Annotated in this window: 20 protein-coding genes and 1 pseudogene; 10 read left to right on the top strand and 11 right to left on the bottom strand. The window is 69.0% G+C overall.

From position 1 onward, the window contains the following. Positions 1 to 63 precede the first annotated feature (63 nt). The 4 genes from ACLQ2T_RS00430 to ACLQ2T_RS00415 form a co-directional block, all read right to left on the bottom strand. Positions 64 to 333, bottom strand: a complete 270-nt coding sequence (locus tag ACLQ2T_RS00430) for a DUF6458 family protein (protein ID WP_013730795.1) — start codon at positions 331 to 333, stop codon at positions 64 to 66. A 255-nt stretch (positions 334 to 588) separates the two neighbouring features. Next, positions 589 to 2,445: an acyl-CoA dehydrogenase gene (locus ACLQ2T_RS00425; RefSeq protein WP_425763979.1), complete on the bottom strand. Its 1,857-nt coding sequence runs from the start codon at positions 2,443 to 2,445 to the stop codon at positions 589 to 591. A 115-nt stretch (positions 2,446 to 2,560) separates the two neighbouring features. Then, a complete protein-coding gene (locus tag ACLQ2T_RS00420; protein WP_425763978.1) occupies positions 2,561 to 3,688 on the bottom strand; it encodes a PP2C family protein-serine/threonine phosphatase in 1,128 nt (375 codons plus the stop codon). Positions 3,689 to 3,788: 100 nt separating this feature from the next. After that, positions 3,789 to 4,415 (bottom strand): septal ring lytic transglycosylase RlpA family protein, encoded by a 627-nt coding sequence (locus ACLQ2T_RS00415; RefSeq protein WP_425763977.1) that lies wholly within the window; start codon positions 4,413 to 4,415, stop codon positions 3,789 to 3,791. 180 nt (positions 4,416 to 4,595) lie between these two features. Between ACLQ2T_RS00415 and ACLQ2T_RS00410 the strand changes: the two genes are divergently transcribed. Continuing rightward, a complete protein-coding gene (locus ACLQ2T_RS00410) occupies positions 4,596 to 5,138 on the top strand; it encodes a phosphoribosyltransferase (protein WP_425763976.1) in 543 nt (180 codons plus the stop codon). 11 nt (positions 5,139 to 5,149) lie between these two features. On the opposite strand, the gene ACLQ2T_RS00405 is transcribed toward ACLQ2T_RS00410, so the two are convergent. Further along, a complete protein-coding gene (locus ACLQ2T_RS00405; protein ID WP_425763975.1) occupies positions 5,150 to 5,665 on the bottom strand; it encodes an alpha/beta hydrolase in 516 nt (171 codons plus the stop codon). Positions 5,666 to 5,774: 109 nt separating this feature from the next. Between ACLQ2T_RS00405 and ACLQ2T_RS00400 the strand changes: the two genes are divergently transcribed. From ACLQ2T_RS00400 to ACLQ2T_RS00390, 3 genes are all read left to right on the top strand, one after another. Further along, on the top strand, positions 5,775 to 6,206 hold the full coding sequence (locus ACLQ2T_RS00400; RefSeq protein ID WP_425763974.1) for an ASCH domain-containing protein: 432 nt from the start codon (positions 5,775 to 5,777) through the stop codon (positions 6,204 to 6,206). Between the two features lie 93 nt (positions 6,207 to 6,299). Continuing rightward, entirely contained in the window at positions 6,300 to 6,803 is a 504-nt protein-coding gene (locus ACLQ2T_RS00395) for a SigE family RNA polymerase sigma factor (RefSeq protein WP_425763973.1), read from the top strand. Then, positions 6,800 to 8,176 (top strand): TolB family protein, encoded by a 1,377-nt coding sequence (locus tag ACLQ2T_RS00390; protein ID WP_425763972.1) that lies wholly within the window; start codon positions 6,800 to 6,802, stop codon positions 8,174 to 8,176. The genes ACLQ2T_RS00395 and ACLQ2T_RS00390 overlap by 4 nt, the downstream gene beginning before the upstream one ends. Here ACLQ2T_RS00390 and ACLQ2T_RS00385 read toward each other — a convergent pair. The 3 genes and pseudogenes from ACLQ2T_RS00385 to ACLQ2T_RS00375 form a co-directional block, all read right to left on the bottom strand. After that, entirely contained in the window at positions 8,156 to 9,040 is an 885-nt protein-coding gene (locus tag ACLQ2T_RS00385) for an LLM class flavin-dependent oxidoreductase (RefSeq protein WP_425763971.1), read from the bottom strand. The genes ACLQ2T_RS00390 and ACLQ2T_RS00385 overlap by 21 nt on opposite strands. A gap of 452 nt (positions 9,041 to 9,492) precedes the next feature. Further along, positions 9,493 to 9,903: pseudogene (locus tag ACLQ2T_RS00380) on the bottom strand (hypothetical protein). Between the two features lie 107 nt (positions 9,904 to 10,010). Continuing rightward, positions 10,011 to 11,222, bottom strand: a complete 1,212-nt coding sequence (locus ACLQ2T_RS00375) for a helix-turn-helix domain-containing protein (RefSeq protein ID WP_425763970.1) — start codon at positions 11,220 to 11,222, stop codon at positions 10,011 to 10,013. A gap of 245 nt (positions 11,223 to 11,467) precedes the next feature. Here ACLQ2T_RS00375 and ACLQ2T_RS00370 point away from each other — a divergent pair, with 245 nt between their 5' ends. The 3 genes from ACLQ2T_RS00370 (at position 11,468) to ACLQ2T_RS00360 (ending at position 12,818) form a co-directional block, all read left to right on the top strand. Next, a complete protein-coding gene (locus ACLQ2T_RS00370; RefSeq protein ID WP_425764399.1) occupies positions 11,468 to 12,226 on the top strand; it encodes a helix-turn-helix domain-containing protein in 759 nt (252 codons plus the stop codon). A gap of 136 nt (positions 12,227 to 12,362) precedes the next feature. After that, on the top strand, positions 12,363 to 12,506 hold the full coding sequence (locus ACLQ2T_RS00365) for a hypothetical protein (protein WP_425763969.1): 144 nt from the start codon (positions 12,363 to 12,365) through the stop codon (positions 12,504 to 12,506). A 24-nt stretch (positions 12,507 to 12,530) separates the two neighbouring features. Then, positions 12,531 to 12,818, top strand: a complete 288-nt coding sequence (locus ACLQ2T_RS00360) for a helix-turn-helix domain-containing protein (RefSeq protein WP_425763968.1) — start codon at positions 12,531 to 12,533, stop codon at positions 12,816 to 12,818. 361 nt (positions 12,819 to 13,179) lie between these two features. On the opposite strand, the gene ACLQ2T_RS00355 is transcribed toward ACLQ2T_RS00360, so the two are convergent. Both ACLQ2T_RS00355 and ACLQ2T_RS00350 read right to left on the bottom strand, forming a co-directional pair. Then, a complete protein-coding gene (locus ACLQ2T_RS00355; RefSeq protein ID WP_425764398.1) occupies positions 13,180 to 13,548 on the bottom strand; it encodes a hypothetical protein in 369 nt (122 codons plus the stop codon). A gap of 32 nt (positions 13,549 to 13,580) precedes the next feature. Then, the gene (locus tag ACLQ2T_RS00350) at positions 13,581 to 13,895 is read right to left on the bottom strand and encodes a hypothetical protein (RefSeq protein WP_425763967.1); all 315 of its coding nucleotides are present in this window, start codon (positions 13,893 to 13,895) and stop codon (positions 13,581 to 13,583) included. A 32-nt stretch (positions 13,896 to 13,927) separates the two neighbouring features. On the opposite strand from ACLQ2T_RS00350, the gene ACLQ2T_RS00345 reads away from it, so the two are divergent. Further along, a complete protein-coding gene (locus ACLQ2T_RS00345) occupies positions 13,928 to 14,449 on the top strand; it encodes a hypothetical protein (protein WP_425763966.1) in 522 nt (173 codons plus the stop codon). Between the two features lie 216 nt (positions 14,450 to 14,665). After that, complete coding sequence (locus ACLQ2T_RS00340) at positions 14,666 to 15,037, top strand: VOC family protein (RefSeq protein WP_425763965.1); 372 nt, start codon at positions 14,666 to 14,668, stop codon at positions 15,035 to 15,037. 75 nt (positions 15,038 to 15,112) lie between these two features. Here the strand turns inward: ACLQ2T_RS00340 and ACLQ2T_RS00335 are convergent, their stop codons facing one another. Continuing rightward, on the bottom strand, positions 15,113 to 15,700 hold the full coding sequence (locus ACLQ2T_RS00335; protein WP_425763964.1) for a hypothetical protein: 588 nt from the start codon (positions 15,698 to 15,700) through the stop codon (positions 15,113 to 15,115). A 272-nt stretch (positions 15,701 to 15,972) separates the two neighbouring features. On the opposite strand from ACLQ2T_RS00335, the gene ACLQ2T_RS00330 reads away from it, so the two are divergent. Beyond that, the gene (locus ACLQ2T_RS00330; protein WP_425763963.1) at positions 15,973 to 18,042 is read left to right on the top strand and encodes a multicopper oxidase family protein; all 2,070 of its coding nucleotides are present in this window, start codon (positions 15,973 to 15,975) and stop codon (positions 18,040 to 18,042) included. Positions 18,043 to 18,107: the final 65 nt, after the last annotated feature.

Genomic DNA, 18,107 nt, shown 5'->3' with positions numbered 1-18,107 from the left:
ACACGAAGGCGCCGAGTCAGCGGGCCGGATGGTCGGCTCCGCTGACTCAGCGCCTCGGTCACCTCAGCTCGGTGGCGCGGTGGGCGGCGGCGGATCGGGAGGGGGCGGCATCATCGCGGTCGGATGAGACAGCCGGTTCTCCTCCACGATCAGCGTCCTGGCCCGCTTGCGGCGGTCCTGCCAGAACCAGAGTGTGGTGAGCAGGACGCCCAGGCCGGCCAGGATGAACACCCAACCGACCGCGCGCAGGTCGACCCACCAGACGTTTGCCCGGATGGCGAAGGTCAGGATCGCACCGATGGCGATCAGGAAGATCCCACTACCAATGCCCATGTGCGCGGCACTCCCCCGTGCGGTTGCTCTGGGCGTACTTGACTGGCCCGCGATGGTTACCCGTCCGAGCCGGGGTTACCCGCGCCGCGCCGGGCGAACACCCCAGCCCACCGGGGGGATGAATCAGACGAACAGGTCGCATCTTCGCTGCCGGCCATCGACGGGCATGGGGTGGCCGGGCGATCGAACCGGTACCGGAACGCCGACGGCCGGCGGGCAGTACGCCCACCGGCCGTCCGAGCCGTTACCCGCAGATCAGAAGATCTCCTCCGGGAGGTCCATGATGTCCAGGTCGGTGCCCTCGATGATCCGCCGGTCGGCACCGATACGCGGCAGCACCTCCCGGGAGAAGAACCGGGCGGCGGCCACCTTGCCGGTGTAGAACGCCTTGTCCGCCGCCGAGACCTCCCCGGCCAGCGCCTTCAACGCCACGTCCGCCTGCTTCTGGAGCAGCCAGCCGACCACCAGGTCGCCGATCGCCAGCAGGAACCGCCGGCTGGCGAGCCCGACCTTGTAGAGGGCGCGGGTGTCGCCACCCTGCGCCTCACCCAGCCAGCCGGTCAGCACGCCGAGGATGTTCTGGATCTCGGCGAGTGCCTTGCCGAGCGCCTGGCGCTCCTGCTTGAGCTGGCCGTTGCCGCCCTCGGTGGTGATGAACTCCTGGATCTCGGCGGCCACCGCCATCAGGGCCTTGCCGTTGTCCCGGACGATCTTCCGGAAGATCAGGTCGAGGCTCTGGATCGCCGTGGTGCCCTCGTACAGGGTGTCGATCTTGGCGTCCCGGACGTACTGCTCCAGGGGGTAGTCCTGGAGGAAGCCGGAGCCACCGAAGGTCTGCAGGGACTCGTGCCCGAGCAGCTCGTACGCCCGCTCCGAGCCGACCCCCTTGACCAGGGGCAGCAGCAGGTCGTTGACCCGCTTGGCCAGCTTGGTGGCCTTCTCGTCACCGGCCGCCTCGGCGATGGCGACCTTGTCCTGCCAGGAGGCGGTGTAGCAGACCAGGGCCCGCAGACCCTCGGCGTACGACTTCTGGAGCAGCAGCGAGCGGCGTACGTCGGGGTGGTGGGTGATGGTCACCCGGGGGGCGGTCTTGTCCGTCGACTGGAGCAGGTCGGCGCCCTGCACCCGGTTCTTGGCGTACTCCAGGGCGTTCAGGTAGCCGGTGGAGAGGGTGGCGATCGCCTTGGTACCGACCAGCATCCGGGCGTACTCGATGATCATGAACATCTGCCGGATGCCGTCGTGCTTGTCGCCCATCAGCCAGCCCTTGGCGGGCACGCCGTGCTCGCCGAAGGTCAGCTCGCAGGTGTTGGAGACCTTCAGGCCCATCTTGTGCTCGACGTTGGTGGCGTAGACGCCGTTGCGCTCGCCCAGCTCGCCGGTCTCCTCGTCGAAGTGGTACTTCGGCACGACGAACAGCGACAGGCCCTTGGTGCCGGGGCCGCCCACGCCCTCCACGCCGACCGGGCGGGCCAGCACGTAGTGGACGATGTTGTCGCTCAGGTCGTGCTCACCGGAGGTGATGAAGCGCTTCACGCCCTCGATGTGCCAGGTGCCGTCCGGCTGCGGGATGGCCCGGGCCCGGCCGGCGCCCACGTCCGAGCCGGCGTCCGGCTCGGTGAGCACCATCGTCGAGCCCCACTGCTTGTCGACGAAGAGCTTGGCCCACTTCTTCTGCCGCTCGGTGCCCTCGACCCGTAGCACGTGCGCGAAGGACGGGCCGGAGGCGTACATCCAGATCGGGGCGTTCGAGCCGAGCACCAGCTCGGCGAGGGCCCACCAGAGCATCCGGGGGGCGTTGCTGCCGTCCAGTTCCGCGGGGAGGTCCAGCCGCCAGAACTCGGAGTCCATGAACGCCTGGTACGACTTCTTGAACGACTCCGGCAGCGGCACGGTGTGGGTGGCCGGGTCGAAGACCGGTGGGTTGCGGTCGCTGTCGGTGTAGCTGGCGGCCAGATCCTCGCGGGCCAGGCGGTCCATCTCGGCGAGGAAGGTACGCGCCGTGTCGACGTCGAGTTCGGTGTACGGCTCCTGGCCGAACGCCCGGTCCGCCCCGAACACCTCGAACAGGTTGAACTCGAGGTCCCGAAGGTTGCTCTTGTAGTGGGTCATGCCGCTGGCCCCGCTTCCGGACAGGTGTTACCGATCAGTAACCCCGACTGTATTACTCGCGGGTAGACAGCGACAAGTCGCTCGCCGAAGTGACGGCAATTACACACCCGTCCGGTCAGCTCTCGGCCGCACCGACCTCCCAGCTCGGTACGACCGCGGTCACCCCGCTGGAAGTGCCCGTGTACTCCATCAACACCAGCGCGATGTCGTCGTCCAGTCGACCGTGCACCCACTCCTTGAGGGCGGTCTCCAGGGACGCCAGGCCGTCGGCGACCGTCCCGTGCCCCAGCAGCCGCCAGGCCCGGTCCGCAGTCGGGAAGAACTCGCCGTCCCGGCGGGCCTCACCCAGGCCGTCGGTGAACAACAGCAGCCGGTCGCCCGGCTCCAGCCGCTCCACCCGGGGACGGACCACCGGCATGAACCCCAACGGCGGGGCGGGGGCGGGGGGTTCCAGCGGGATCACCGCACCACCGCGCAACAGCAGCGGAGCGGGATGCCCGCAGTTGACGATGGTCAGGGTGCCGCCACGCTCCTCCACCAGGGCCGCGGTGACGAAGTCCTCGTCGCCGACATTGCGGGCCACCGCGCGATCCAGGTCCGCCACCACGGCCCGCAGATCGGCCCGCTCGTAGGCCACATGACGGTACGAGCCCAGCACGATGCTGGCCAGCCGGACCGCCTCCAGCCCCTTACCGCGTACGTCGCCGATGATCATGCGTACGCCGTACGGGGTGTCGATCGCCTCGTACAGGTCACCGCCGATCTCCGCCCGGGCGGTGGAGGAGATGTAGCGCCCGGCCACCGACAGGGTGCCCACCCGGGGGCCCAGGGGACGCAGCACCGCCTGCTGGGCGACCATCGCCAGCTTGGACAACTCCGCGATCTGCTTGTCCTGTCGCTCCCGCACGGAGGCCACCGCGGCGGCGATGCCGGTGCCCACCACGATGCCGGCCACCCCCACCGCAGCCGGCAGCGACATCATCCGCTCGGCCAGCGCGAAGCCGGCCCCGAGCAGGGCGGCCACCGCACCCACCCCGAGCACCACCCGCCAGGAGGCCAACGCGGCGGCCAGGAAGGGTGCGGCCACCATCAGGGCGACATAGTTCGCCGCGTGGCCGTCGGCCAACTCCAAGGTGGAGACGATCGCGAGCAGAACGAGGGCCGCGCCGAGGCCGGCGCGGGATCCGGGGCTCAGCGGGCTATGGCCCGGCTGGAGGAGTCGCGTGCGTACGTCCGACAGCATGCCTGATTGATATGACCGAAAGCACGAACCTGGCCCCTCGTACGAGCAGGATCTGTCCACCAGGATCGCGGCTCAGAGCCGATCGCCGTCCGGCACCGGCTCAGCCGAGCACCTCGTACCGGACTTCGATGTGTCCCAGGTCGAGCGATGCTATCTGGGCGAAGGCCGCCCGGGACAGGTCCAGGCATCGACCGGCGATGAAGGGACCACGGTCGTTGATCCGGACGGTGACCGACTTGCCGTTGGCCGGATTGGTCACCCTGACCTTGGAGTTGAACGGCAGGGTCTTGTGCGCGGCGGTCAGTTCCGCCGGGTTGAAGGTCTCGCCGTTGGCCGTCATCTGGCCCTGCCAGTAGAACGACGCGCCGCACGATCCCGTCTCCACCACCGGCCGGGCGGTGGTCTTCTTGGCGGTGGGGGTCGGCTTCGTGCTGGGAGTCGCCTTGGGGGTACGCGGCTTGCTCCGCGAGGGTGCCTGCGCGGTACGGCTCGGTGTCGGGCTGGCGGTCACCGTCGGCGAGGCGCTGGCGCTGGGACTCGGCGAGCCGCTCGCCGCCGCCGAGGCGGCCGGGGTCGGCGGGAGGTCGATCGCCACCGGCTCGGAGCCGGCGGTCAACCGGACGGCGCCGACGGTGCCGCCGACAGCGAGGGCGACGGCCACCACCGCGCTGGCCGCGATGCCGGCCGGCGAGGTGATCCTGCGGGTACGGGGGTGCTTGGCTGTCACCGGCCCGGTCCTTTCCTCAGCGGAGCAAATCGGGTCGGACCATAACGAGAGAAGCACTTCGGAAGTCAACGTGATCATGGTGGTATAGCCGGAATTGCGGCGATACCTGAAGCCGATCATCCGACCCGCGATCGGCCGGGCGGCCCGCCGCCCCAGGCGACCACGGCGCAGGATAGAAGGATGTCCGCCGAGCTCAGCCAGCGTCTCGTCGAGTTGTTCCGCTGGGTCGATCCGGGCCCGCAGGCAAGTCACCTGGTCAGCGACGTCTCCGGCTGGTGGCGGGACCCCCAGGTCCTCGCCGAACTGGGCCCCGCCCTGGTCGCACCCTTCCGGGCCGCCCGCCCCACCGTGGTCCTCGCCCCGGCGGTCACCGGGTTCCTGCTCGGCCCACTGGCCGCCACCGCCCTGGGTGTCGGTTTCGTACCGGCCCACAAGCCGGGCGACGGACGGCTACCGGCCGGGCCGCTGACCTGGGCGCAGAGCCCACCCGACTTCCGTGGCCGACGGGTCGACCTGGGGGTGTCGAGCCGGCACCTGGGCGCGGGTGATCGGGTGCTGGTGGTGGACGACTGGGTGGCCACCGGGGCCCAGGTGCGGGCCCTCTACGACATCTGCACCACCCTGGGCGCGGAACCCCTGGGCACCTCCGCCGTGGTCGCCGACTGCCCACCCGCCGTCGCCACCGCCCTGCGCATCCACACCCTCACCACCCTGCCGGGGTGAAGCGGCTCTGCTCAGCGGACGAAGCCCTCGACGACCGTGCAGACCCGGCCGAGAGCCTCGGCGGAGTGGGCCAGCGGCCCCGGCACCATCAACGCGTGATCGGCCGCCGGGATCTCCAACACGTGCGGGGTCAGCCGCCGGGCGGTCGCGCCGTCCCAGGAGGAGTCGGCCGTACCCCCGACCAGGATGAACGGGGCGGTGGCCCGGCGCAGCGCGTCGATCAACTCGCCACGGTGCAGCAGCGGGGTGAGCCAGATGGCGGGCAACCCCCGCGCCGCCGCCAACGGCGCGGCCAGGGTGCCGAGCGACTTCCCGACCAGCAGGTCCGTGCGTTCGGTCAGGGCCGGGGACACCTGGTCACAGACCCACCGGCCGATGGTGTCCACATCGAAGTCCTCCGGCACCTGCCAGGAGATCCCGTCCAGTCCGAAACCGGCCCGCCGCAGCGCCTCACCCAGGTAGAGAAAGAGTGGGTACCGGGTGTCGTAGCCACGGCCCGGAATGAGCACCGCACGTCGGTCCGCCATGGCCATCTCCTTCGTATCGGGTGTCGACCGTACCGTCGAAGCAGCCGCATCGGCACGGCCGAAGCGACACCGCCGCCCGACCGCCCGGTCGGGCGGTAACCTCGGCAGGATGTGGCCACGGATCGGCGGACTGCGCACCCTAGCTCTCGGCACCCCCGGTGAGCTGCGAACCAGCCTCAACACCCTGGTGTTGAACGGGGTGAAGACCGCGACCGCCGGCCTGCTCGACGAGTACGCCACAGAGGGCGAGGAACTCGAACACGTCGGCGAGCGGCTGGTCCTCGTCGACGACCACGACGCGCTGGTGGGCGTCGTCCAGGTGACCGATGTGCAGATGTACCGCTTCGCCGAGGTGCCCTGGGACTTCGCCCGCGCCGAGGGCGAGGGCGACCGCTCGATCGAGGAGTGGCGGGCCGGTCACGCCGCCTACTGGGCCCGCGTCGGCACCCCGGTCACCGACGACACCCAGATCGTCTGCATCCGCTTCCGTCTGGTCAGCGCCGGAGAGGGCGGCATCGCCACCGGCGACCTGAGCACCTGAGCCCCGCCACCGGAGACCACGTCGGCAAGCCAATCGCCGTCGACCTCAACCCTCACCGCCCCAACTGGCGTCTAACCAGGCGAGGGGGTGGGCATGACCGACACGTTCCACGAATTCGTGGTGCAACGCTCACCGGCGCTGTCCCGAACGGCCTACCTGCTCACCGGGGACCACCAACTCGCCGAGGATCTGTTGCAGACCGCCCTGGCCAGCTCGTATCGGCACTGGCGGCGGATCCACGACGGCGACCCCGAGGCGTACGTGCGGCGGGTCATGTACCACCAGCAGGTCTCCTGGTGGCGTCGACGGCGGCCCTCCGAACGGCTGGAGTCACAGCCTCCCGAGGTGGCTAAAGACGATCACTCCGAGGCGACCGCGCTGCGGCTGAGTGTGGTCGCCGCGCTGCGCCAGCTCACCCCGCGCCAGCGGGCCGTGGTCGTGCTGCGGTTCTACGAGGATCTGACCGAGGCGCAGGTCGCAGCGGCACTCGGCTGTTCGGTCGGCACCGTGAAACGGCACAGCCACGACGCGGTTCGGCGACTGCGTGCCATCGCCCCCGAACTGGTCGAGGCGACGGTGGAGAGGAGCCCACGATGACCGCCCGTCTTCGCGAGGTGCTGCACGACGCCGCCGTCGACGTACCTGCGTACCCGGTCTACGAGCAGGCGCTCGCCACCGTCCGCCGCCGTCGGCGTCGCACCCGGCTCACCGCCGCAGCAGCCCTGGTGGTGGTCGCCCTGATCACAGCGGTGCTGCCGTCGGCGCGTACGCCTTCGGTCGGCCCGGCGGCCGGCGTGGACGCCGCGCTACCCGACCGCGTCGGCCTGCCACCCATCGGCACCCTGCACGCCACCGACCGGCCGCGACTCGGGCCTGCCTCGGTGATCTTCACCGGTCAGGCCCCCAGGTTGATCCGGGCCAGCGAGGGCAGCAACATCGCGGTCGTCAGCGCGAATTCCGACCGCTACCGGACCATCAAAGGCGAGAGCGGGGCGCAGGCCGGCGAGGACACCCTGTTGTCGCCCGACGGCCACCAGGTCGCCTTCCGCACCTCCGGCGTGCGGGTCGTCGACCTGACCACCACCCGCAGTCGTACGGTGACCAGCGGCGTGCCCGACAGCCTCCAGACCGAACCGGCGGCCTGGTCGCCAGACGGACGGGCGCTGGTGGTACGGGACACCGTGCCGGCCAACCCACAGCGCAGTGCCTACCGGACGGTCCTGAGCCTCGTCTGGTTGGACGGCAACCGACGGATCCGACTCGCCGACGAGTACGAGGCATCGATCTCTCCGGTCGCGTTCACTCCGGACGGCACCCGACTCGCGTTCCAGACCGACCGGACGGTGACCATCACCGACCTGGCTGGGCGGCAGCTTGCCGCATTCCCCCTCGCACCCGACACGGAACTGGCCGGCAAGGGTGCGTGGAGCACCGACGGCCGGTCGTTGACGGTGACCCGACGCGACGCCGACAGGTGGGCTCTCCGACAGGTCGACGCGACCACCGGCCGCGACCTCGGCGCGCTGGAACTGCCCACTGTCTCGGGAGTCACCGCCATCCGGCTGCTGGGCTGGGCGGCCGACGGATCAGCGCGGGTCGTCGCCTATCTACCCGCACCCACCGCGCCCGGCGCGTTCGACCGGCCGCTCGACATGGAGCAACGACTGGCGTACGGCAATGTCGACACCGTCCAGGTTCTGGCCCTCGACCGCGGCGCCGAGTCCGCGACCATCCTGCTCACCGCACCGGCGGACGTCGTCGCGATCGACGTCGCCGAGCGGGTGATCCAGGGTGGTCTCACCCGCGCCGCGAACCCACCGCTCGGTGTCGGTCCACGACTCTGGTACTGGGCCGTCGTCGGCACGATCGCGATCGCCGTCGTCGTCGCATACCTCAACCGGGCCGCGCTGATGCTGTGGTGGGGCAACCGGAAGGCCCGCCGGGCGTCCTCAGCCCCGCAGTTGCGGTAGGAGGCGGGTGGCAACATCAGCCAGGATCGCCTCGTCACCGGCGTACCAGCTGCTCTCCCGGGGCCAGTGGGTGATCACGTCGGTGAAGCCCAACTCGGCCGCCCGCCCGACCTGGTCGGCGAAGAACTGGGCGCTGCTCAGCGAGAAGACCGGAGCCGCGTCCAACGAGAGGTAGCGGTCCAGATCGGCCGGGTCACGTCCCTGCTCCGCCAGCACCGAGTCGAACCGGGCCACCGTCTCGGCCACCCCCGCCCACCAGGCATCAAGGTCGTCATCATCGGTGCCGATGGTCACCCAACCCTGGCCGTACCGAGCGGCCAGTCGCATCGAACGGGTCCCGTTGGCGGCGACCACGAACGGCACCCGGGGCTGCTGTACGCAACCCGGGTTGTTACGGGCGTCGACCGCCGCGAACCAGTCGCCGCGCCAGGTCGTACCGTCGTTGCGAAGGATCCCGTCGAGCAGCTCGGTGAACTCGCCGAACCGGTCCACCCGCTGCCGTGGCGGCAGGGTCTCGCCGCCGAGCACCGCCGAGTCGAAGCCGATGCCGCCCGCGCCGATCCCGAGCAGCACCCGCCCCTCGGAGACGTCGTCGAGCGCCGTCACCTGCCGGGCGAAGGCGGCCGGATGTCGGAAGTTGGGCGAGGCCACCAGGGTCCCGAGCCGGATCCGGGAGGTCACCGTCGCGGCGGCGGTCAGCGTGGCCATCGAGTCGAACCAGGGCCCGTCCACCAGATCCCGCCAGCCCAGATGGTCGTACGTCCAGGCGTGGTCGAACCCCCACTCGTCGGCCTGCTGCCAGCGGTGCCGGGCCACCGACCAGCGCTGGTCGGGCAGAATCACGATGCCAATCCGCATGATCACCAGAGTACGGCGAGGGGCGGCCCTACTTGCGGTCCCGTCGCGAAACCCAGAAGCCGGCGACCGCCGCCGCGGCGAGCGGCACCAGGCAGCACAGGCTGAGAATGAACAGTTGCCACGGTTTGATCGCTCCCACGGCCGCAGCGTATCGACCGTCGGCCACCTACGGGGTCCGGTGGTCGACCGAGCCAACGCTCATCTCGTTCCGGCGTGTCGGCCCGGTTGCTGTCCTTCTGGTAGTTGCCTGGCCCAGCCGATGAAGCGTCCGTGCAGTGCACCAGCCGGCGCCCAGGGCATGTCCTCGGCGGCCTGGACAAGACAGACACCGAGGTAGAGGGCCAGCGACACCGGCGCACCGGCATACTCCGCCCGTAGCTCCCGCCGCCGCGTCGGACACGGCCACGGCAGGTCACAGCCACCACAGCTCCAGATCGGCAACACCGGACCGTGCGTGCTCACCGCACGCCCTCCAGGAACCGGGCCACGCTCGCGCGCGCCTGCCGGCTGGTCGCCCACTCCACCTGCCAGCACGGGTACGGCACCAGCCGCGCCCACCACACCCGGCAACCCGCACACATGCCATCGAGCCCACGAACGTGTACGGCGAGAATCTGGCGCTCCGGCCCGCCGGTCACTGCTCACCCTCCTGCGGCCAGTGACCACGGTTGATCGGAATCCGGTGCCGGGCACTGCATGGCAGGTCGGCACCGCAGCGGCAAATGCGCCGCCAGTGCTGCCAGGACCACACCGGCCGATGCCGCCGCGCGAACGTCAACGCGGTAGCGGAGAGATACTCGTCGTACGAGACGCGCCGCACATAACCTCCCTCGCCGATCACGAGGGCGCTGTTGCCGCCACCCTCTGATTGCGGGGGACGCGGCGGCCAGGCGTTGATCGCACCGCCCGCCGCATCCCGTGAGCGGAAAGCTACGGCCGGTGGCGAGGCGGAATGGGTAAGGTTCCTACCCCTGGGTCACGGCACGAGCCCGACCTTGACCGCGAGGTCACGGGCGTCGTCTCGGATGGAACGCGGCCCGTCGAGCAGGTCCAGGGTGATCTGGCGGGCGTACCCGTTGAAGCGGATCGTCTCCGGAGCCGACTCGTACGCCTTCCGCAGCGTCGCCACGGTCGCTTCCTTGTCGTCCTTGCCGTAGTACGCCCGCGCGACCTCGATGAGATGACGTGCCCGACGCGGCCTCGACGGGATCGCCGCCGCGTCATGTCGATCAGCCTGCCGCACCGCCTCGCCGGATTTCTGCAGCTCCACCGCCACGGTCACCGCATGCGCGCCCATGATGACCTGGGAGAACGACGTCTGCGGCTGGTAGAAGCCTTTCGGTAGGCGCTGGGCCACCTGGTCCGCACGGTCCCAGTACCGCCAGGCCCGCCCTTCCTCACCGGCACGAGCAGCGGTGTACGCGGCTTCGAAGTTCAACGCACCCCACAAGGCCAGCAGATTCGTGCTTCCATCGGCCGCCCGCGACTCCAGCGCCGACAGCACGTCCAGGGTCACCGCCATCGCGGTATCCCAGTCTCCGGCGTCCCGATGCACCTGACACAGGAACCACCCCGCACACGCGATCGCCTCCGGATCACCGGACTCCTGCGCCGCCACCATCGCCCGATCCGCCACCCGCCAGAGCAGCTCGGCAGCGGGCTGGTACGCGATGAACATCTGTGCCAGCCCGAGCGTCTCCGCCAACAGGGCCTGTGCCTGCCGCCGCTGGTCACCCTCGTACGCCAACACGGCCCGCTGCCCGTCGCGCAGCAACCCCGGCAACAACCCGCCCAGCACCGTACGGTGATCCGACGCCTGATGCCGCGCCCGCCACGCCACCGCAAGCCTCTCCCTCAGACCAGCCAACGACTCCGCCGAAGTGTCACCGGTAAGCGGGATGCGGTTCACGGCGTCCCGAACCGACGCCAGCGCCGGATGCTCCGGCCCGTTGACCGTCGCAGACCGGTCACCCAGTTCCACGGCCAACACCGACACGTCGATCTTCAGGGCACGCGCGATCCGATCCAGCATGTGAATGCGCGGCGGCAGAATCCGATCGGTCTCCACCGCCTTGACCCACTCGGCGCTACGCCCCACCAGGCCACCGAGCACCGCACGAGTCTTCCCGGACCGCTCCCGGTAGACCTTCAACCGCTGCCCGAACGTCAACTCCGGCAAGGAATCCACCCGGAACCTCCTCGCGTAGCGCGGCGAAGACCACCGACCCATCGGCCGCAATCACCACGCTACCGACAGGCAAGCCACCCCATAACCCCTCACACGCCGGGGTTCCCAGCGTCAGCAAAAGCGCAGTGACAATCTCGGCCGCCAAACGCCGTCACCGAACGACGCCAGAATGTCGCCTATGATCAGGCCATATAACGGTAATCTGGCTGTTTGTCCGGCGACATTTAGGCGACATGCCGCTATGGTTGGCGCTCATGACCGTCCCGAACACCGCCCTGCGCGCCGTCCGCACCGGAATGCGCATGAGCCAGGACGACTTCGCCCGCGCCCTTCAGGCCGCCGGCCACCGCGTCGGCGAGCCCAACGACGCCAACAAGAGACTCGTCCAGCGATGGGAGTCCGGCGCGATCACCGCGCCACGACCGGTCTACGCCCGCGCGCTGGAGGTCGTCACCGGCCTACCCATCTCGCTACTCGGCTTCGCCGCCGTACCCAACGAGCACGTAGCCGACGATCAACACGGTGGCCACGACCTGACCTCTCCCATGTCCGACCTGGCCACGCCGACGCCAAGCGCCAGAGCATCCACGGTCCACAGGTCCTACGAAGGTGTCTGGCTCAGTCGCTACCAGTACTACTCCAGCGGCCGGGGAGACTCCTTCGCCGGGCAACACTTCCTGGTCATGCTCCAGCACGGCGACCGGCTGACCGCGCGCAGCCTGCCCGGCTCGGCGTCATCGTCTCTGTCACTCGACCTGACCGTGGACGGTGCCGTGCTCACCGGCACCTGGGTCGAGCAGACCGACCCAGCCGGCTACTACCGGGGCGCCCGATATCACGGAGCGATCCAACTACTCGCCGAGCCCACCGGTCGACGGATGGCCGGAAAGTGGGTCGGATTCGGCAAGGACATGGACGTCAACACCGGCCCATGGGAGCTCATCTTCCGCGACGCCTCCACCTCGAAGGCAACCCTCGACCGGTACAACACGTCAGCTGAATAGGGGGTGGCCGCCGAAGTCGGCACCGACCTTGACCGCGAGGTCACGGGCGTCATCTCAGCGGCAAACACGCGAACTGCGGTTTCACCTGGACAGGTCAGCCGTCCGGATCAGCTACTGGCTCGCGCCCCAGACCCGGGTGGTACTGCTGACCGTGTTCCGCAAGTCCCGCCAGGTCGAACGCGCCGAGGTCATGCGGGCCATCGCCGCCCAGCAGACATGCGAGCTGGGGCATGAGGAACATGCGCCGGCAACCGAAATCTTCGAGCGGAAATGGCAATAAAGCACAACCGAAAGGCGGAAGGGCATGATGAAACGTCACTCTCGCTGGGAACGCACCGGTGCCGAGCAGCACAACTCCGCCTACGAGGAGGCACGGGCAGCGCTCCTGCTCGGACAGATGGTCCACGACCGTCGCACCGAACTGGGGCTTACACAGGGCGAACTCGCCGAGCGCGCCGGGGTGACGCAGCCCCAGCTGTCACGCCTGGAATCAGGCGGTGCCACACCCACCGTGCCGCTGCTGGCCAGACTCGCGGCAGCACTCGACGCAGAACTCGACATCGCCTTTCGGCCCCACCGCGACGCCGCCTGAAGCGCTCGGCGCCGATTTCACGTCGCGGTGCAGTCCGGGTCAGCCGGCCAGCAAGGGAGTGAGGTGCTTCGCGTTGCCGGAGAGAGCTTCGGCCGGACCTGCAGGCTGCGACGGAAGCCGAGGTAGTGATCGGAACGATTGGGGCTCAGGTCAGGAACGTTGTCCTGACCTGAGCCTTGATCGTGGAGCGGGTGACGGGAGTCGAACCCGCACTGTCAGCCCTCGCACAAGCTCCCGGCATCGCCATTACCCGCGATTCCGCTAATCTGCGAATCTCTGTCAGCCCTCCCCAAGGCGGCGCTACCTGCGCCGCCATCAGGGCGGCGGCGCAGAAGTCGATGGAGAGCCGGGACTGGTTCGATCACAGATTCGGCATGTTGTTGATCGGCAGGCCCTCGCCGTAGCGATGACCCTCCCCGGTCAGAATCTGCGCCCCGTGCTCCAGCGACGCCAGCACCGTCGTGGCCAAGTCGACCCGACTGGTCATTCCCAGCCAGTACGACAGCTCCAACCAGTCCTCGCCCCACGTGGGCAGCACCGCGCAGGCATCCATCGTCAGCAGTGCGTGGAGGTCCTTCCGGTCCTTCGAATCGGCCACCAGCTTCAAGGCTTCAGCCACGGTGACGGCGGTGACGCCGAAGCGCTGCCGGTCGGTGACGACCTCGCCTACTGGTTCCACGGCGTGGATCGACCCCGCTACGTACCCCAGCAGCGCCGAGCGGTCCAGCATGAGGGTGACCGGGGGCAGTTCGTCCTCGGGGGTCACGCGGCCGACGCCGACTGGTCCCCGTCGGCCTGCTCCTGCTCCATGTGCTGGCGGACCCGCTCGCGGACCGCCGCGAATCGCTCCGCAGGCCACTCGGCCTGCACCGCGTACCGGCGGGCGCGGGCGGCGGCCATGCCCTCCGAGGTCACCGTCACCCCGCGGCGAGTCTGCTCGTCATGGAACTGCTCCCACGCCCTCTGGGCGCGCACGGCGCCGGTCACGTAGGCGCTCGCCTTGCCCGGGCCCTGCTGCTCCAACGTCTCAGCCACATCCTGAGGGACGGAGATCGACAGCTTCTTCACCCTGGTCATACCGGTCAGCGTACTCCGGTAGCACCTTCCTGGTGCCCAGCAACACCCGGCCACACGGCGGCCGTGCGGCAGACTTGGGCCTCGTGCCAACTCCGCCGTTGATTCGCAAGGTTCGATTCGAGGTCGGTCCGTGGGGCCAGGGTCCCGACCCGGCACGCGAGTTATTGCCGTATGTCGACAATGTGAGCCTGGTGGACTTGGTCTCGGGCTTCGAGCACGCGGCCGGTCACGATGTGCCCGGAGCGTATGCCGGGATCGTTCTCGATCACTTCAACTTCGGCGACCTGAGTGCCTACCTCACCGGACGATCGGACTCGGCCTACCGCGGGAAAGGCGTGATCGCCCTACTCGGTTGCGACTGCGGCGAGGTCGGCTGCTGGCCTCTGGAAGCTCAGGTGATTACCACTGAGGAATCGGTGATCTGGCGTGGCTTCTCCCAGCCCTACCGGCCCCAGCGCGACTATGGGGATTTCGGTCCATTCGTGTTCCGTCGGAACCAGTACGAACAAGCAGTTCGCGGGGCGGTGGCCGCCAGCCTTCGCCCATCCCCCTAATGGGTGCCGCGATGGGGGTGTCTCGGCTGGATCCGCTGCGGCGTCGGGTAACCGCCCCATCGCCCGCCAGCCGCCGGCAGCCGGCTTGTCCTCCGTCTGCTGATGCGCGACACGGGTCCGCCAACTGATGTGCGACGCCCTACCCGCACTGATCGCGGGCTAGATCCCGATGTCCGAGAACCGGCATATGCGTGACGGAGGCCGTAGGGTGCCACTGTGACCGAGTTCCACCCGGTGAGGCTGGTGGCCATCTCGCTGGACTGTCCCGACCCTCAGCGGCTTGCCGACTTCTACCGGGCACTGCTTGGAGGCCGCCAGTTGTGGGCGAAGGAGTCCAGCGTCGGAATCGAGGTTCACGGCGCTGTGCTGGTAGCACAACAGGTCGCCTGTTACGTCCCCCCGGTCTGGCCGGGAACGGCGATCGTGCACCTCGACTTCACCGCCGACGATCTCCGGATGGCTGAGGAACGGGCGGTAGCGCTCGGAGCCACGCTGCCGGAGCAGCCCGACCCACGGTGGCGGGTACTGCTCGATCCAGCCGGCCATCCGTTCTGCCTGACACCGTTCACACCGGAATCGGTGGCCTGACCGCTGCTCCACAACCTTGCTTGAGTGTTCATCGGAAGAGTCACACTCGGTAGGCGATCATCGGCAGATCTGCGGTCAGGCGGACTCGGGGCGGACGATGAGTGTCACGTCGCTGCTGGTCGCGATCACCACGGTACGGCCGGACGGGGAGAAGCCGGCGGCGCGCAGTTCGGAGTAGTCGGAATGGAAGACGTGCCACCAGGTGGTGCCCGGTGGGCCGTTACAGGCACCACCGTCGCCGGACAGCAGGACGCGATGGTTCGGCCACTCGGGCGCCACCACGTCGATGGTCCAGCCATCGTCGGTCGTGGCGTGCAGGCCGCCGCCGAACAACCCGGCGATGCGTACTCGGGTGCCCGCAAGCACGCCGATGCCCGGACAGGCCAGGTCTGGCCCGGACGGTGACGCGTCATCGGGGTCAGGGTGACGGTCCCGCGCGACCTTCGCACCCGTTGTAGCGTCGATCAGGCCGAGGCCCTCCATCGAGACAACCATCAACAGGTCGACGTCGGTCTCCGGGTGAACACCGAAACCCACCCCTTGCAGTCCGCCCACCGGTATACAGCGCCGCGTCTGGTCGAGGTACCGCCATGGCTCGGGCGGCGCGACGACCGGGGCGGACAGGAACTTCGCCCGCAGCTGCTGTTGGTAGTCCGAAAGCATCCCGTTGTCCTACCACGCAGACGGCCGGACAGCAGGGGTCGGGCACGTAGCAGTCACGGTCAGCTTGGCTGGCTGTCGGTCGTTCCGCGAGGCATGTAGCCAAGGCCGCCGCCCTGTGCGACGGGTCAGCGTTGGTCAAAGGTACAAGGATCCCAAACTCACCTGCGGGTGATGAGCCGGAGCGGTTGTCCGCTTCCTCGCCTGAAGCCCCGCCCCTGGTACTAAATTCGCTTTCATGCCCATCCCGGACACAACGGCATGAAGGAGACATAGTGATCTCGCGAAGGCAGTTGCTGATCGCAGGTGCCGGCAGCGCAGTCCTGCTGGTCGCTCCGCGTGGGGCATGGGCGGCGCCCATTCGGCTGGCGCAGCCGATACTCGATCCCACGACCATCCAGAAGTACGTGACGGAGTTGCTGATCCCGCCAGCCATGCCACCGGCGCGCAAGCACGGCAAGCACAAGATCGAGGAGTATCTGATCGGGGTGCGGCAGTTCTCGCAACAGGTCCTGCCACCGGGTCTGCCAAGCACGACGGTCTGGGGCTACGGCTCGGCCGTGCACAAGGGGACTTTCAGCTTCCCGTCGTTCACGATCAACGCTCGGGTGGATCACCCGGTGCGGGTGACTTGGATCAACCAGCTGGTCGACAAGCGGGGGAAGTTCCTGCCGCACCTGCTGCCGGTCGACCCAACCCTGCACTGGGCCAACCCCCCGGGCGGGATCGCCGGACGGGACTCCATGCCCACGTTCACCGAGACGCCCGGCCCGTACATCGGTCCCGTGCCGATGGTCGTCCACCTGCACGGCGGGCACAGCCGGGAAGAGAGCGATGGGTACCCGGAGGCGTGGTATCTGCCGAGAGCGAAGAATATCCCCGCCGGCTTCGCGACGGTGGGCAGCTTCTATGACGAGTTCCGGCGGAAGTTCGAGCGGCGACACGGGATCGAGTGGAAGCCGGGGACCGCCACCTTCCACTACGACAACGACCAGCGAGCGACCACCGAGTGGTTCCACGATCACACCCTGGGCATGACCCGGCAGAACGTGTACGCAGGCCCGGCCGGCTTCTACCTTCTCCGGGGCGGCAAGTCGGACCTGCCCCCCGGCGTCCTGCCCGGTCCCGCCCCCGCGATCGGTGACAAGCCCGGCACCCGCTACTACGAGATCCCGCTGGCCATCCAGGACCGGTCGTTCGACCCGGACGGGTCGCTCTTCTACCCGGGCACGCGGGCGTTCTCTGGCGACTGCACCAATCCGGCCGACTACATCCCGAATGGCGACGTGCCGCCGATCTGGAACCCCGAGTTCTTCGCGAACACGATGGTGGTCAACGGGCGGACGTGGCCGAAGCTCAAGGTCGAGAAGCGACGGTACCGGCTGCGCCTGCTCAACGGCTGCAACTCGCGCTTCCTCGTCCTGAAGATCGCGGCGAACCCGACAGCCCCGCGACCTGCCGCCGTGGCCCTGCCGATGTGGCTGATTGGCACCGACGGCGGCTTCCTGCCCAAGCCGGTGCGGCTCGATCAGATCCTGCTCGGCAATGCCCAGCGGGCGGATGTGATCGTGGACTTCACCGACGTGCCGGCAGGCACTGAGCTGTTCCTCATCAACGAGGGGCCGGACGGGCCGTTCACCGGAGTGCCTGCCGACGACGGGTTCGCGGACGTCAACACGACCGGACAGGTGATGAAGTTCGTCGTCGGGCCCCGGATCGGTGCGGACAAGAGCGTCCCGCCGGATCAGCTCCGCCTGCCCAAGTTCACGCCCCTGGGCACGGCGACCAACACCCGCCGGCTCTCGCTCAACGAGCAGGTTTCCTCAACCGATTGCGGCCCGATCGCGGCCCTGCTCGGCACCGTCACGGCCGTACCGCTGCGGTGGGACGATCCGATCACCGAGAACCCGGTACTCAATTCCACCGAGATCTGGGAGCTCGACAACCGGACGATGGACGCGCACCCTATCCACGTCCACGAGATCCAGTTCCAAGTGGTCGGTCGCGGAGCCGACGGCAACCAGCCGCCGAGCGCGCAGGAGAGCGGCTTCCTCGACACCGTGATCGCCCTGCCGGGTGAGATCACCCGGATCAAGGCTTTCTTCGATCTGCCCGGCCGTTACGTGTGGCACTGCCACATCCTGGAGCACGAGGACAACGAGATGATGCGGCCGTACTTCGTCGGGCGGCCGAAGGGTGGACCGGCAACTGGTGACGGTGGTCGCGCCAGTGGCCCCAACGTGGCGGCCGCCATCGCCGGAGCGGCGGGGCTGTCCGCCGCCGCCATCGGCGCTGCCGCGCTGGCGGCCACCTCACGGAAACCGGACACAGCCACCCCGATTTAGAGCGGATCGACCAGCCGATGTTCAGCAGGAACGCATTCGCGCACCGGTCGCGGCAATGTAGTTGG

The sequence above is a fragment of the Micromonospora sp. DT229 genome (genome assembly GCF_049844505.1).
Taxonomy (GTDB): Bacteria; Actinomycetota; Actinomycetes; order Mycobacteriales; family Micromonosporaceae; genus Micromonospora.
This window is presented reverse-complemented; position numbering and strand designations above follow the sequence as displayed.

What these genes read in the sequence shown, in the direction of transcription:
- ACLQ2T_RS00425 (WP_425763979.1), bottom strand. Translation starts at nt 2,445, where the DNA reads ATGACCCACTACAAGAGCAACCTTCGGGACCTCGAGTTCAACCTGTTC.
- ACLQ2T_RS00420 (WP_425763978.1), bottom strand. Translation starts at nt 3,688, where the DNA reads ATGCTGTCGGACGTACGCACGCGACTCCTCCAGCCGGGCCATAGCCCG.
- ACLQ2T_RS00410 (WP_425763976.1), top strand. Translation starts at nt 4,596, where the DNA reads ATGTCCGCCGAGCTCAGCCAGCGTCTCGTCGAGTTGTTCCGCTGGGTC.
- ACLQ2T_RS00335 (WP_425763964.1), bottom strand. Translation starts at nt 15,700, where the DNA reads ATGCTTTCGGACTACCAACAGCAGCTGCGGGCGAAGTTCCTGTCCGCC.
- ACLQ2T_RS00390 (WP_425763972.1), top strand. Translation starts at nt 6,800, where the DNA reads ATGACCGCCCGTCTTCGCGAGGTGCTGCACGACGCCGCCGTCGACGTA.
- ACLQ2T_RS00350 (WP_425763967.1), bottom strand. Translation starts at nt 13,895, where the DNA reads ATGACCAGGGTGAAGAAGCTGTCGATCTCCGTCCCTCAGGATGTGGCT.
- ACLQ2T_RS00360 (WP_425763968.1), top strand. Translation starts at nt 12,531, where the DNA reads ATGATGAAACGTCACTCTCGCTGGGAACGCACCGGTGCCGAGCAGCAC.
- ACLQ2T_RS00355 (WP_425764398.1), bottom strand. Translation starts at nt 13,548, where the DNA reads ATGCTGGACCGCTCGGCGCTGCTGGGGTACGTAGCGGGGTCGATCCAC.
- ACLQ2T_RS00395 (WP_425763973.1), top strand. Translation starts at nt 6,300, where the DNA reads ATGACCGACACGTTCCACGAATTCGTGGTGCAACGCTCACCGGCGCTG.
- ACLQ2T_RS00430 (WP_013730795.1), bottom strand. Translation starts at nt 333, where the DNA reads ATGGGCATTGGTAGTGGGATCTTCCTGATCGCCATCGGTGCGATCCTG.
- ACLQ2T_RS00400 (WP_425763974.1), top strand. Translation starts at nt 5,775, where the DNA reads ATGTGGCCACGGATCGGCGGACTGCGCACCCTAGCTCTCGGCACCCCC.
- ACLQ2T_RS00405 (WP_425763975.1), bottom strand. Translation starts at nt 5,665, where the DNA reads ATGGCGGACCGACGTGCGGTGCTCATTCCGGGCCGTGGCTACGACACC.